Annotated in this window: 14 protein-coding genes; 11 read left to right on the top strand and 3 right to left on the bottom strand. The window is 29.6% G+C overall.

What is annotated here, in order from left to right; genetic code table 11:
- Nucleotides 1-4: 4 nt before the first annotated feature.
- The 5 genes from KK2020170_RS00145 to KK2020170_RS00125 all read left to right on the top strand — a co-directional run bounded on the left by KK2020170_RS00145 (nt 5) and on the right by KK2020170_RS00125 (nt 3,434).
- A complete protein-coding gene (locus tag KK2020170_RS00145) occupies nt 5-310 on the top strand; it encodes a hypothetical protein (RefSeq protein WP_221258799.1) in 306 nt (101 codons plus the stop codon).
- Between the two features lies 1 nt (nt 311).
- Nucleotides 312-500: a YgaP family membrane protein gene (locus KK2020170_RS00140; protein ID WP_221258798.1), complete on the top strand. Its 189-nt coding sequence runs from the start codon at nt 312-314 to the stop codon at nt 498-500.
- A 65-nt stretch (nt 501-565) separates the two neighbouring features.
- Nucleotides 566-1,033 (top strand): hypothetical protein, encoded by a 468-nt coding sequence (locus tag KK2020170_RS00135; protein ID WP_221258797.1) that lies wholly within the window; start codon nt 566-568, stop codon nt 1,031-1,033.
- A gap of 113 nt (nt 1,034-1,146) precedes the next feature.
- Nucleotides 1,147-2,484, top strand: a complete 1,338-nt coding sequence (gene ffh / locus KK2020170_RS00130; RefSeq protein ID WP_221258796.1) for a signal recognition particle protein — start codon at nt 1,147-1,149, stop codon at nt 2,482-2,484.
- Between the two features lie 68 nt (nt 2,485-2,552).
- Nucleotides 2,553-3,434 carry a bifunctional 5,10-methylenetetrahydrofolate dehydrogenase/5,10-methenyltetrahydrofolate cyclohydrolase gene (locus tag KK2020170_RS00125; protein ID WP_221258795.1) on the top strand — a complete coding sequence of 294 codons (882 nt, stop codon included), beginning with the start codon at nt 2,553-2,555 and terminating at the stop codon, nt 3,432-3,434.
- Between the two features lie 52 nt (nt 3,435-3,486).
- On the opposite strand, the gene KK2020170_RS00120 is transcribed toward KK2020170_RS00125, so the two are convergent.
- Nucleotides 3,487-3,687 (bottom strand): hypothetical protein, encoded by a 201-nt coding sequence (locus tag KK2020170_RS00120; RefSeq protein ID WP_221258794.1) that lies wholly within the window; start codon nt 3,685-3,687, stop codon nt 3,487-3,489.
- 83 nt (nt 3,688-3,770) lie between these two features.
- Entirely contained in the window at nt 3,771-5,366 is a 1,596-nt protein-coding gene (locus tag KK2020170_RS00115) for a peptide chain release factor 3 (protein WP_221258793.1), read from the bottom strand.
- Between the two features lie 145 nt (nt 5,367-5,511).
- Here KK2020170_RS00115 and KK2020170_RS00110 point away from each other — a divergent pair, with 145 nt between their 5' ends.
- The 5 genes from KK2020170_RS00110 to KK2020170_RS00090 all read left to right on the top strand — a co-directional run bounded on the left by KK2020170_RS00110 (nt 5,512) and on the right by KK2020170_RS00090 (nt 11,206).
- Nucleotides 5,512-7,482 carry a peptidylprolyl isomerase gene (locus KK2020170_RS00110; protein ID WP_221258792.1) on the top strand — a complete coding sequence of 657 codons (1,971 nt, stop codon included), beginning with the start codon at nt 5,512-5,514 and terminating at the stop codon, nt 7,480-7,482.
- Nucleotide 7,483: 1 nt separating this feature from the next.
- A complete protein-coding gene (locus KK2020170_RS00105) occupies nt 7,484-8,332 on the top strand; it encodes a hypothetical protein (RefSeq protein ID WP_221258791.1) in 849 nt (282 codons plus the stop codon).
- The gene (locus KK2020170_RS00100) at nt 8,316-9,665 is read left to right on the top strand and encodes a peptidylprolyl isomerase (RefSeq protein WP_390640965.1); all 1,350 of its coding nucleotides are present in this window, start codon (nt 8,316-8,318) and stop codon (nt 9,663-9,665) included. Before KK2020170_RS00105 ends, KK2020170_RS00100 begins: the two co-directional genes overlap by 17 nt.
- A 72-nt stretch (nt 9,666-9,737) precedes the next feature.
- The gene (locus KK2020170_RS00095; protein ID WP_221258790.1) at nt 9,738-10,691 is read left to right on the top strand and encodes an AAA family ATPase; all 954 of its coding nucleotides are present in this window, start codon (nt 9,738-9,740) and stop codon (nt 10,689-10,691) included.
- Between the two features lie 11 nt (nt 10,692-10,702).
- Nucleotides 10,703-11,206, top strand: a complete 504-nt coding sequence (locus tag KK2020170_RS00090; protein WP_221258789.1) for a hypothetical protein — start codon at nt 10,703-10,705, stop codon at nt 11,204-11,206.
- On the opposite strand, the gene KK2020170_RS00085 is transcribed toward KK2020170_RS00090, so the two are convergent.
- Entirely contained in the window at nt 11,207-12,331 is a 1,125-nt protein-coding gene (locus KK2020170_RS00085; RefSeq protein WP_221258788.1) for a hypothetical protein, read from the bottom strand. It lies immediately after the preceding gene.
- A 32-nt stretch (nt 12,332-12,363) separates the two neighbouring features.
- Between KK2020170_RS00085 and KK2020170_RS00080 the strand changes: the two genes are divergently transcribed.
- Nucleotides 12,364-13,473: an acyltransferase family protein gene (locus tag KK2020170_RS00080; protein ID WP_221258787.1), complete on the top strand. Its 1,110-nt coding sequence runs from the start codon at nt 12,364-12,366 to the stop codon at nt 13,471-13,473.
- The last annotated feature ends 193 nt before the right edge of the window (nt 13,474-13,666 follow it).

Genomic DNA, 13,666 nt, shown 5'->3' with positions numbered 1-13,666 from the left:
GCAAATGAAATTAGTATTAGTAACCGCAATAGCTGAGTTTGACAAAGAAGTCAAAAAAATGCTTAAAGAAGCCAAAGTATTGTCCTATTCGTATCGTGATGTTAAAGGTTACCGAGATAGTACAGAAGATGCAGTTGAAACCAATTGGTTTGGTTCTGAAATGAACGAAACCGAATCAGTAGTATTCTTTGCATTTGTTGAAAAGCAAAATGTAGATACATTATTTGATTTGGTCGAAAAATTTAATTCAAAACAAGAAACAATTTCACATATTCACACAGCAGTTTTAGCTGTTGAAAAACACAATTAAAATGATAAATAGATTAATAAGAGCAATTGCTGGAGCCTTCATAATTATAAGTGTACTGCTTGCTATGTATGTTAACCAAAATTGGTTGTGGTTTACTCTTTTTGTAGGTGCCAACTTGTTACAGTCATCCATTACTAAGTGGTGTTTAATGGAGGACATACTTCGAAAAATTTTTAAAATTAAAGATTAATCATAGTATCCCAACTTCGGTTGGGATTTTTTTTGTAAATTTAATGTTCTAAAAATCAAGTAGATATGAGTAAGTTAAAATTAATTTCAGTTTTAGCATTTTTATTTATGCTTAATGTTGCTTCAATGTGTAGCAGCGATGATGATAACAGTAGTTCGGCTGATCCAACTCCTGTTATAAATACTGCATCAAGTGGTACTTGGAGAATCACTTTTTATGAAGATGATGGTGTTAATGAAACATATCATTTTACAGGTTACAATTTTACCTTTGGAGCATCAAATGTGTTAACAGCTACAAACGGAACAAATACTTATACAGGAGCTTGGTCAGTTACAAATAGTGATAGTAATGACGATAGTCCTAGTAGTAACGATTTAGATTTTAATATCATGTTTAGTTCTCCTACAGTTTTTGCTGATGAATTAACAGATGATTGGGATATCATTTCTTATACCGATACAAAAATTCAATTAGTTGATGTAAGTGGAGGAAATGGAGGAACAGATTATCTAACCTTCGAAAAAAATTAAATGAAAAAGAAAAATTAGACTAAACCAGCTTTTAAGCTGGTTTTTTTTGATAAAATAGACTTGGCGACTACGTATCTTTATGTTATCTTTGCGGCTTACAAAAATTAGACAAGATGTTTGATAATTTAACCGATAAGTTAGACAAAGCGTTTCATATATTAAAAGGTCACGGTAAGATTACCGATGTAAATGTTGCTGATACTTTAAAAGAAGTACGTCGTGCATTACTTGATGCCGATGTTAACTTCAAAATTGCAAAAGATTTTACAACTAGAGTAAAAGAAAAAGCAATTGGTTCAGATGTATTAACAACGTTACAACCTGGTCAATTAATGGTTAAAATCGTTAAAGACGAATTAACTGAATTAATGGGAGGTGAAACGGCTGGTGTTAATTTATCTGGTACTCCTTCTGTTATTTTAATGTCTGGTTTACAGGGTTCTGGTAAAACTACTTTTTCTGGAAAGTTAGCCAATTTCTTAAAGACAAAGAAGGGTAAAAAACCTTTATTAGTAGCCTGTGATATTTATCGTCCAGCGGCTATTAATCAGTTGCATGTTGTAGGTGATCAAATTGGTGTAGAAGTTTATTCTGAACCCGAAAATAAAAATGCTGTTGAAATTGCTCAAAATGCAATTAAACATGCAAAAGCAAATGGATTTAATGTGGTTATTGTCGATACGGCTGGTCGTTTAGCTGTAGACGAACAAATGATGAACGAGATTGCTAATGTACATGCTGCAATTCAACCTCACGAAACATTATTTGTAGTTGACTCAATGACAGGTCAAGATGCAGTTAACACTGCAAAAGCCTTCAATGATAGATTAAATTTTGATGGTGTTGTATTAACTAAGTTAGATGGTGATACACGTGGTGGAGCTGCAATTTCTATTAAATCGGTTGTTAATAAACCAATAAAGTTCATCGGTACTGGAGAAAAAATGGAAGCAATCGATGTTTTCCATCCATCTCGTATGGCTGACAGAATTTTAGGTATGGGAGACGTTGTTTCCTTAGTAGAAAGAGCACAAGAACAATACGACGAAGAAGAAGCACGTAAACTACAAAAGAAGATTGCTAAGAATGAATTTGGTTTCGACGATTTCTTAACGCAAATCCAACAAATTAAGAAAATGGGTAACATGAAAGATTTAGTTGGAATGATACCTGGTGCAGGAAAAGCATTAAAAGATGTTGAAATAGAAGATGATGCTTTCAAACACATTGAAGCAATTATTCATTCGATGACACCTGCAGAAAGAAGTAAGCCTTCGATTATTGATGGTAAACGTAAAACAAGAATTGCAAAAGGTTCAGGAACTAAAGTTGAGCAAGTTAATCAGTTAATGAAGCAATTCGATCAAATGAGCAAAATGATGAAAATGATGCAAGGAGGAGCTGGGAAGAACATGATGCGAATGATGGGTGGAATGAAAGGAATGAGATAATTACAGATAAGACGCGATTTTTCGCGTCTTCTTTTTTTATATAAATAAACACACAACAACAAAACAAAATGGTATTATTAGACGGTAAAAAAGTTTCTGAAGACATTAAAAATGAAATAGCTGCAGAAGTAGCTAAGATGAAAGAAAACGGAGAAAAAGTTCCTCATTTAGCCGCAGTTATTGTAGGTAACGATGGTGCAAGTTTGACTTACGTTGGAAGTAAAGTTAAAGCTTGTGAACGAGTTGGATTCGAATCGACTTTAATTAAAATGCCAAGTACAACAACTGAAATAGAACTTTTAAAGAAGATAAAAGAACTTAATGAAAATGACGATATCGATGGGTTTATTGTTCAGCTTCCTTTACCAAAACAAATTGATACTCAAAAAATATTGATGGCTATCGATCCAAGTAAAGATGTAGATGGTTTCCATCCTGAAAACTTTGGTAAAATGGCTTTAGACATGAGTACTTTTATTCCTGCTACACCTTTTGGAATTTTAGAATTATTAGAGCGTTATAATGTTGAAACTAAAGGGAAGCATACTGTTGTTATTGGTCGTAGTCATATTGTTGGTCGTCCAATGAGTATTTTAATGGGACGTAAAGGTTTTCCCGGAAATTCAACAGTAACTTTAACGCATAGTCATACAAAAAATATAACTCAAATAACTTCACAAGCTGATATTATTATTACTGCATTAGGTGTCCCTAATTATTTAAAAGCAGAAATGGTAAAAGATGATGTAGTAGTTATTGATGTTGGTATTACTCGAGTTGCAGATGAAACAACTGAAAAAGGGTATAGAATAACTGGAGATGTTGATTTTGAAAATGTATCGAAAAAGGCTTCTCATATTACTCCAGTTCCCGGAGGTGTTGGGCCAATGACAATTGCAATGTTATTGAAAAATACTTTATTAGCGAGAGAAGGAAGAAAAATGAAATAAAATAATATTTATAGATATAAAAAAAGCGTTGAAATTTTCAACGCTTTTTTTATTATTGATTTACTGTTTTTCTTGAATTTAAAAAGTAAAATACAAACCCAATTCCAATAATTGCTAACCAAATTAAATACATGTTAATCGGTGCTGGTGGCGGATCATCATCTGCTGGTGGGTCAACTGGTTGTGCAACACTTAAGAAGCTTACAAAAGCCATCATTAAAGTTACATAAAATTTAAAAATATTAGATTTCATAATAATGTTTTTAATATTTCTGTATTAGGTTAAGTTTTAATTTGAGACTGCAATGATAATAAAAAAAAAAGTATTAAAAAAATTTAATTACTATGAAAATCAGAAGTAAAGAATAACTTAACACTTGGATATTTTTGCTGCGTCATTTGGATTGAAAATTCACTATCTGCTAAAAACACCAATTGGCCGTATTTATCTTTTCCTAAGAATTTCTGTTTAACTCTTTTAAATTCTGCATATTCATCATTTTTAGCATCATCAGGTTTTACCCAACATGCTTTGTGCGCAGGGAAGTTTTCATAACTACATTTTGCACCATATTCATGCTCTAGACGGTATTGAATAACTTCATATTGAAGAGCTCCAACAGTTCCAATAACTTTTCTTCCGTTCATTTCTAATGTAAATAGCTGAGCAACTCCTTCATCCATTAATTGGTCGATACCTTTTTCTAATTGCTTTGCTTTTAATGGATCTGCATTATTAATGTATCGGAAATGTTCTGGAGAGAAACTCGGAATTCCCTTGAAATTCATTAATTCTCCTTCAGTTAAAGTATCTCCAATTTTAAAATTTCCAGTATCATGTAAACCAACAATATCTCCAGGATAAGAAATGTCAACAACTTCTTTCTTTTCAGCAAAGAATGCATTAGGACTAGAGAATTTTAAATTTTTATTATTTCTAACATGAAGATAAGGTTTGTTTCTTTCAAAAACTCCTGAAACAATTTTTATGAATGCTAATCTATCTCTGTGTTTAGGGTCCATATTAGCATGTATTTTGAAAACGAATCCACTAAATTTATCTTCTTCTGGTTTAACTAAACGCGTATCGGATTCTTTAGATCTTGGTTGTGGAGCTATTTCAATAAAACAATCTAATAATTCTCTTACTCCGAAATTATTTAATGCCGAACCAAAAAACACAGGTTGTAAGTCTCCTTTTAAATAAGTGTCTCTGTCAAATTGGGGATAGATTTCTGTAACTAATTCTAATTCTTCTCTTAATTTATTTGCTGCTTTTTCACCTACAATTTTATCTAATTCTGGATTAGCAACATCGTCGAAAGCAATAGTGTCTTCAATATCTTTTCTACTATCACCTGTAAATAAGTTAATATTCTTTTCCCAAATATTATATATACCTTTAAAATCGTAACCCATTCCAATTGGGAAACTCAAAGGCGTTACTGTTAATTTTAACTTTTGCTCAACTTCATCTAATAAATCAAAGGCATCTTTACCTTCACGGTCAAGTTTGTTAATGAATACAATCATAGGAATGTTTCGCATTCTACAAACTTCAACAAGTTTTTCAGTTTGTTCCTCAACCCCTTTGGCAACATCAATAACCACAATAACACTATCAACTGCTGTAAGTGTTCTAAAGGTGTCTTCTGCAAAATCTTTGTGACCTGGAGTATCTAGAATATTAATTTTTTTGTCTTTATAAATAAAAGCTAAAACAGAAGTTGCTACTGAGATACCTCTTTGACGTTCGATTTCCATGAAATCGGAAGTAGCTCCTTTTTTAATTTTGTTACTTTTAACAGCACCAGCTTCTTGTATGGCACCACCAAATAAAAGTAACTTTTCAGTTAAAGTTGTTTTACCAGCATCAGGATGCGAGATAATTCCAAAAGTTCTTCGTTTTGCTATTTCTTGTAAAAAACTCATCGTCATTTTTTTTGAGGTTGCAAAGTTACGTTATTAAATTAAAAATTCAACTCGATAATTTTTTGTTAATAGCTTTAGATTCTTCTTGGTTAATAGTTTCTAATTATTATTTTTGCTAGTTGCAACCAAAAATCTATTTTTAATAATGAAGAAAGTAGTAGTATTTCTATTTGTTCTGGTAAATTCAGTTGTGAGTTTTGCACAACAAAGCGAAAAACAAGTTTTATTTACAATCGATAACGATTCTTTTTATACGGATGAATTTACTCGAGTATATAACAAAAATTTAGAATTAGTTAAAGACGATTCTCAAAAAAACTTAAACAATTATTTAGATCTTTTCATTGGTTATAAACTAAAAGTAGAAAAAGCTAAAAAATTAGGCCTTCAAAATAATACTAAATATCAGAATGAATTAAATTCTTATAGAACTCAATTGGCTAAGAATTATTTGAATGATTCTAAAGTTACAACTGAGTTAGTTAACGAAGCTTATGACAGAATGAAAACTGAAGTAAGAGCTTCTCATATTTTAGTAATGGTTGATGAAAATGCAGATGCAAAAGATACTTTGAAAGCTTATAATAAGGTTTTAGATATAACTAAAAGACTAAAATCTGGTGAAAAGTTCGAAGATTTAGCACTTAAATTTTCTGAAGACCCATCTGCTAAAGTTAATAAAGGGGATTTAGGATATTTCTCAGCATTTAAAATGGTTTATCCATTCGAATCAGCTGCTTATAACACTAAAGTAGGTGAAGTATCTAAAATTGTTCGTACGCGTTTTGGTTACCATCTTATAAAAGTTACTGATAAAAGAGAAAATAGAGGAGAAGTAACTGTGGCTCATATCATGTTGCTAAAACCTGAAAACCTTGATCCTGAAAAAACTAAAGAAGTTGAAAAGGATATTAATGATATTTATCAAAAAATTCAACAAGGAGAGAGTTTTGAAGAGCTTGCTAAACAATTCTCTGATGATAAATCAACTGCTGCTAAAGGTGGTGTTTTACAAAAATTTGGTTCAGGGCAATTAACATCTCAAGAATTTGAAGATGTTGCTTTTGGATTAAAGGAAAAAGAACAAATTTCAAAACCATTTAAGTCTCAATTTGGTTGGCATATTGTTAAGTTAATTGATAAACATCCTTTAAAGAGTTTAGAAGATCTTAGATTTGATATTGAAAACAATATTAAAAGAGATGATCGTTCTCGTTTAATTACAAATTCTTTAGTAAATAAGTTAAGCAAAAAATATTCACTTGATAAAAATGCTAAACTTTATAATAAGATTGTAAATACAGTTAATGATGATTATTACAGTTTAAATTGGAAACAACCAGAAGGTGCTAAAAACTATAATGAAACATTATTGACAATTAATAATGATAAGAAAGTAAATGGTTCTGCATTTTTAAGTTATTTAGAAAGCCAACAAAAAGTAGGACATAAAACAAGACCAATTTCAACTTTAGTTGCAGATTTATATAAAAATTGGAGCGAAGAACAATTAATAAGTTTTTACAATGAAAATTTAGAGAGAGAAGTTCCAGAATTTCGTTATGTAATGGAAGAGTATAGAGATGGTTTATTGTTGTTTGATTTAATGGAAAAAGAAATTTGGGATAGAGCTAAACAAGATACAATTGGTCTTGAAAGTTTTTATAAAAGCCATATAGATAAATACAAATGGAAAGATAGATATGATGTAGATATTTATTCTTCAACGGATAAAAGTTTTGTAGAAAAAGCTCAAAAATATGCGGGTAAAAACAAATCAGTAGATTACATCAAAGAGAAAATTAATAAGAATGGTAAAGTAAATGTCATGGTAAAATCAGGTTTGTTTGAGAAAGATTATGATGTTTTGCCTGATTTTGATATTAATAAAGAGGGGACAACTAAAATTGTTCAAAAAGGGAATTATTATTTTGTGGCAAATGTAAAATCGATTAAGTCAAGCGAACCTAAGCCTCTAGAAGAATGTAAAGGAGCAGTTGTTAGTGATTACCAACAATATTTAGAAGATAATTGGGTTAATGATTTAAAGAAAGATTTTACAGTAAAAGTTAATCAAGAAGTATTTAATCAAGTAAAATCAGAATTGACAAAATAGAATGCAAAGAATTTTAGTAATAGCGATTTTAATTTCATTTATTTCTTGCGACTATTTTAAAAAGCCACAAGAACCAGAAGCTATTGCTCGAGTTGGAGAAAACTATTTATTCAAAGAAGATATCTTAAACTTGGTTCCTAAAGGAACTTCTAAAGCGGATAGTATTGCAATTGTTAAAGCTTATATTGATAGATGGGCTACACAAAATTTATTATTAAATGCCGCTGAAGTTAATTTGTCAGATGATAAACAAGAAGAATTCAAGCAACTTATTAATCAATACAAAACAGATTTATTTACAAAAGCCTATTTAGAAGAATTAGTTATTCGGAAAATTGATACAATTGTTACTGATGAAGAAATTAATCAGTATTATGAAAAGAATAAACAATTTTTCAAAAACGGTAGTGAGTTAGTCAAGTTAAGGTATATTAATTTAGTTAAAGAAAATCCAAAATTTGAAAAAATTAAAGCAAAGTTTACGTCCTTTACCGAAAAAGATAAAAAGGAATTAAACGATTTGTCTATTCAGTTTAAAAGTTATGCTTTTAACGACTCGGTTTGGGTAGATATTAATCAGGTTTATGAAAAGTTGCCTTTTATCAATATGGATAATAAACAACAATATGTTGCAGATGGATTAAATTATCAATATCCAGATTCTACAACAATTTGGTTAGTAAAAGTTAGACAGGTTTTACCAAAAGAGAGTCCAGCGCCTCTACAGTTTATAAAACCAACGATTAAACAAGTTATTATAAATAATAGAAAATTAGAATTAGTTAAAACAATAGAAAAGGAAATAACGGATGATGCGATTAAAGACAAGAAATTTGAAATTTATAAATAAGCCTTTAGCTTTACTTCTTTTAGTAACAACTTCGGTTTTTGCACAACCAAAAAAACAAAAGGTTGATGGAGTTATAGGTGTAGTAGGAGATTATGTTGTTTTAGATTCTGATATCGATTTAGAATATATTCAATTAAAAGCACAAGGTGTAGATACTAAAAATATTACACGTTGCGAACTTTTTGGAAAACAATTAGAAGATAAATTGTATGCGCATCAAGCGATTCAAGATAGTATAATTGTTACCGATCAAGAAGTAAATGATTATATGAACCAGCAAATTGATGCAATGGTAGAGCAAGTTGGATCGATTGAAAAAGTTGTGAATTATTACAACAAAAAAGATGAAGAGGACTTTAGAAGTTTCTTTTTTGATGTTATCAAAATGAATAAATTAACTTCTCAAATGCAGAAAAAAATTGTTGATGAAGTTGAAATCACTCCAGAAGAAGTTCGTAATTTCTTTAAAGAAATTCCACAGGATGAAATTCCTATGTTTGGTGCCGAAGTTGAAGTAGCTCAAATTGTTATAAAACCTAAAATCTCTGAACAAGAGAAACAAAATGCAATAAACAAGCTTAAAGGAATTAGAAAAGAAGTATTAGAAGGTGCAAGTTTTTACAGTAAAGTTGTATTAAATACTGATGATAAAGCGTCTATTGGAACAGGTGGTTTTTACAAAATAACACGTAAAACTCCTTTTGTAAAAGAATTTAAAGAAGTAGCTTTCAGTTTAGCAGAAGGCGAAATTTCTGAACCTTTTGAAACAGAATTCGGTTATCATATTATTTTAGTTGAAAAAATTAAAGGGCAAGAAATTGAACTTCGTCACATTTTAATTAAACCTAAAGTTACAGATGAAGCTTTAAAACAAGCAAAAGCCGATATTGAAATTATTAGAGAAAAAATTGTAAAAGGTGAAATTTCTTTTGAAGATGCTGCTAAAGCTTCATCTGATGAAAAAGAGACAAAAAATAATGGTGGTGTCCTGTTTAATCCTCAAACAATGGAAACTAAGTTTGAGTTAACAAAAATGGATCCAGCATTGTACAATCAAATTGTTGATTTAAAAGTGGGTGAGGTTTCACTTCCATATTTAGATCAAGAAGAAAGAGGTGATAAATATTACAAAATTCTTACTATAAATAATAAACTTCCAGAGCACAAAGCAGATTATGCAAGTGATTATTTAAAGATTAAAGAATTAGCATTAAGAGATAAGCAAATTAAAGCTATTTCTAAGTGGATGGAAGAAAAAATCCAAGAGACTTATATCAAAATTGATAAAGATTACCAAGAATGTGACTTCACTAGTAATTGGTTGAAAAAATAATTAAAGCCCTTCTTTTGAAGGGCTTTTTTATGCAATTTTTTTCTTACTTTAGTCAAAATTAAAATCGAAATTATGTCAGATGTAGCTGCTATCCAAAATTTAGTTCAAAAACAAAAAGAATTAAAACAAGAAATAGCTAAAGTTATTGTTGGTCAAGAAGAAGTAGTAAACCAAATTGTATTAAGTATTTTTGCTGGTGGGCATGCTTTGCTAATTGGTGTTCCAGGATTAGCAAAAACCTTAATGGTAAATACGATTTCTAAAGCATTAGGATTAGATTTTAAACGTATTCAGTTCACACCTGATTTAATGCCGTCTGATATTTTAGGAAGCGAAATATTAGATGAAAATCGCAATTTTAAATTTATAAAAGGGCCTGTTTTTTCAAATATTATTTTAGCGGATGAGATTAACCGAACACCACCAAAAACACAAGCGGCACTTTTAGAAGCCATGCAAGAAAGAGCGGTTACTGTTGCCGGACATAATTATCAATTAAACTTACCTTATTTTGTGTTGGCAACGCAAAATCCTATTGAGCAAGAAGGAACGTATCCATTGCCTGAAGCACAACTAGACCGTTTTATGTTTGCGATAAAATTAGATTATCCAACATTTGACGAAGAAGTGCAAGTGGTAAAAGCAACAACTACGGATGTTAAAGCTGATGTTAAAGCTTTGTTTAAATCGCAAGAGATAATCGATTTTCAAAATGTAATACGCAAAATTCCTGTAGCTGATAATGTAATTGAGTATGCGGTTACTTTGGTTAGTAAAACCCGACCAGATAATGTATTAGCACCAGATTTTGTAAAACAATATATCGATTGGGGTGCTGGTCCACGTGCGTCTCAAAATTTGATTTTAGCAGCAAAAACTCAAGCCGCTTTAAATGGTAAATTTTCACCCGACATTGAAGATGTTCAAGCGGTTGCTTACGGAATTTTAAGACATCGAATCGTTAAAAACTACAAAGCCGACGCTGAAGGAATTTCTGAAGAAGATATTATTAAGAAGTTGTTTTAGTTAGTGTAAATATGAATTGGATATTTATATTAATAACATTTGTTTTTTATATATCTGCCTACTTTTTTAATAAAAGATCTAAAAAAAAGTTTAATGAATTAAAAGAAAATGAACATTCTAAATTTATAAACTTTGCTAGGAATAATTGGAAAGAATTTAGAATTGACTCTAAAGATATTGTTGTCATAAATTTTGACACAAAAATTGATAAAAATTCAGATGCTTATTATTTGATTAAAGAGGATGAAACATTTTATGATTACATAAATAAAAATCCTAATGGGGAAGAGTTGATTGATTTATCAAGGACAAAAATATTGCTACAATATAAACAAGATGGAAAAGTTGTTAAAAAATTTTCAAGTATTGTTGATTATGATAAAACGGTAGTTGAATTTAAAATTAGGTTACAAGATTATGTATCAGTTTATTTAAATAATTATTCCGAGGATGAATATTTTGTAGATTTAGTTTTTTTGAAAGAGGAAATTGATTTTAGTAAATTTCAAAAATAATTACTTCAACTTCTCATCCAATTCCTTATCATAGAAAAACAAAAACATACTTCCCATCATGTCTTGGTCAATATTAGTAGTATTGTTTACATCTAAAATCAATTCGTATTCATGATTAGAATACAACGAAATACCTTCTTCAGAAGAAAAAGGTTCAACGTTAACTAAACCGATTTTATCTTTGTAATTTTCAATTTTACTAGTAAAAATATATTTGTTTTCCGTTTTGTCAAACAAAGAAATTGAGGTAGCAAAGGGATGCACGTGAATGGCAGAAAAATGTAAACGTAAGCTATCTTTCAATTGCAATTGGTCCGTTATGCTACTTCTATAGGTAAATTTTCCTTTAGGAACTACCCAATGCCCAGAAAGCATATTTCCGTTTTCATCAACATAACTGTGGTTTTTAGTTTCTACAGGAATACATTGGTTACTATTAGGATCTAAAGGAGATTTAAATGGGTCGTATTTGTTATAAGGTAATTGTATGTATACCGTTTTACTCAATAATGGTTTTTGTGAACCATCATATTTTTCATATTCAAAATCAATAAGGTGTTTTATTTTTTTATTGATTTTCTCTTGATTATGATTTAGTGATTGTGAGATAACAGTTAAAATTTCATTTCCTTTAATAGGAATTCCATATCCTTTAGGATAGGAATAGCTTTCAAAACCACTTGATAATGATGTTAAACGTGGATACTGTTTCCCGATTCTATCTTCAAGTCCAAAAGTAGTATAGTAGCTAACATCATTTAAATCAACATTCATGTGACAGATGAATTCTTTAGAAACTTCCTCATTAGTTTTTGCATCAACCGCTTTTATGTCAAAACCAGTTATCCAATACAATTCATCAGAATTGCTTAATTGCATTACTCTTGTTGCTTTTGGGCCTTCCATTGATTTGTAAATGCCATCAATAACAAATGTTGGCGATAACATTTTAAAATGGTGTTCATTTTTTTCAATGTTCCAATCATTATCAACAAGACCAAAAACGTAAAGTAGCTTTGTTTTAATAATGGCTTGGTGTCTATTTGTTAAAGATAAATACGTAAATGTTCCAAAAAGACTTGAAAGTATAAATGTAAAAATGATGTATTTATATATCTTTGACAAAACCGATTACTTTTTAAACAAAAATACTATAAATGAGTCAACAAATGCAATCTAGTGAAAGAATATTTGGATTAGATGTGGTTAGAGCTGCTGCGATATCTTTTGTTGTTTTTTCGCACTTGTTTTATGTTGTAGATAGTTATAATCCAACGTTCATTGCGATAAGTGGCGTTTTTGGGTATTTTGGGGTTGAAGTTTTTTTTGTTTTAAGTGGATTTTTAATTGGAACCATCCTACTAAAAAAATACCTTAAAGAAGATTTTAATTTTTCAAGTATTAAAACTTTTTTGAAACGACGTTGGTATAGAACATTACCCGCTTATTATTTGGTTTTATTGCTAAATATTATTCTGGCAATTGTTTTTAATTATGATTTTAAAGGTTGGTGGAACTATTTTTTATTTATACAGAATTTGTTCACGTATAAAATTCCATTTTTTAGGGAATCTTGGAGTTTATCGGTTGAAGAATGGACGTATTTACTTGTTCCTTTTATTTTGTTTTTTGGTAGTAAATTTTTTAAAATAAGTAGAAAGTATTCTTTTTTAATACTAACGTTGAGTCTTATTTTCATTTTTCATTTATTCAGATATCTTGCGTATTTAAATCTTGAGATTTATGAAATGGACATATGGAATACTGAAATTAAATCTACAGTAATTTATAGAATTGATGCAATTTTATTTGGATTTATCATAGCCTGGATTCATTATTTCTACAAAGATTTTTTACACAAAATTCGAGTGTATTTATTTATAGTTGCCGCGCATTTATTTTTTTTACAATTTGCAGTGATGAATGTATTGCGTTTCGATTTAATTAATACACCACTTTATTTTAAAGTTTTTTATTTCACACTAACATCAACTACTGTAGCTTTAGGATTACCTTTTTTTATTAGCTGGAGACAAACTTTTTCATTTTTACGAATTCCTATTGAGTTTGTGAGTAAGGTTTCCTATAGTGTGTATCTTTTACATTATAGTATTATAGCTGTTTTGCTTAAACAAAGTTTATTGTATTTGGATATAGAGATTTCAACAGTGCCATTGCTTGTTTTATACTTATCAATTACACTAATTTTATCATTCCTGTTATATCGTTTTTTTGAAAAACCAATTATGGATTTGAGAGATAATTAGTTCTTAATTATCAATTTGATAATTAAAAGACTTTAAATTGTTAATTTATTAATTAAAACCTCTTTTTTTGTTTTTTTGATAGCACAATCTCATTAAAATAGAATGTTTTTAAATAATATTTTTATGAATTTAAGGTTTTATTAAAAATTTTTAAATTTCCTTTAGATTTATTAAATTTGTGGCACTTTAAACA

The organism is Flavobacterium okayamense (genome assembly GCF_019702945.1).
GTDB lineage: Bacteria > Bacteroidota > Bacteroidia > Flavobacteriales > Flavobacteriaceae > Flavobacterium > Flavobacterium okayamense.
Note: the sequence above shows the minus strand (reverse complement) of the source record. Positions and strands in the feature narration are given on the sequence as shown.

Bases quoted from the DNA above. Each gene is read 5' to 3' on its own strand.
- KK2020170_RS00145 (WP_221258799.1), top strand. From the start codon at position 5: ATGAAATTAGTATTAGTAACCGCAATAGCTGAGTTTGACAAAGAAGTC.
- KK2020170_RS00140 (WP_221258798.1), top strand. From the start codon at position 312: ATGATAAATAGATTAATAAGAGCAATTGCTGGAGCCTTCATAATTATA.
- KK2020170_RS00135 (WP_221258797.1), top strand. From the start codon at position 566: ATGAGTAAGTTAAAATTAATTTCAGTTTTAGCATTTTTATTTATGCTT.
- ffh (WP_221258796.1), top strand. From the start codon at position 1,147: ATGTTTGATAATTTAACCGATAAGTTAGACAAAGCGTTTCATATATTA.
- KK2020170_RS00125 (WP_221258795.1), top strand. From the start codon at position 2,553: ATGGTATTATTAGACGGTAAAAAAGTTTCTGAAGACATTAAAAATGAA.
- KK2020170_RS00120 (WP_221258794.1), bottom strand. From the start codon at position 3,687: ATGAAATCTAATATTTTTAAATTTTATGTAACTTTAATGATGGCTTTT.
- KK2020170_RS00115 (WP_221258793.1), bottom strand. From the start codon at position 5,366: ATGAGTTTTTTACAAGAAATAGCAAAACGAAGAACTTTTGGAATTATC.
- KK2020170_RS00110 (WP_221258792.1), top strand. From the start codon at position 5,512: ATGAAGAAAGTAGTAGTATTTCTATTTGTTCTGGTAAATTCAGTTGTG.
- KK2020170_RS00105 (WP_221258791.1), top strand. From the start codon at position 7,484: ATGCAAAGAATTTTAGTAATAGCGATTTTAATTTCATTTATTTCTTGC.
- KK2020170_RS00095 (WP_221258790.1), top strand. From the start codon at position 9,738: ATGTCAGATGTAGCTGCTATCCAAAATTTAGTTCAAAAACAAAAAGAA.
- KK2020170_RS00090 (WP_221258789.1), top strand. From the start codon at position 10,703: ATGAATTGGATATTTATATTAATAACATTTGTTTTTTATATATCTGCC.
- KK2020170_RS00080 (WP_221258787.1), top strand. From the start codon at position 12,364: ATGAGTCAACAAATGCAATCTAGTGAAAGAATATTTGGATTAGATGTG.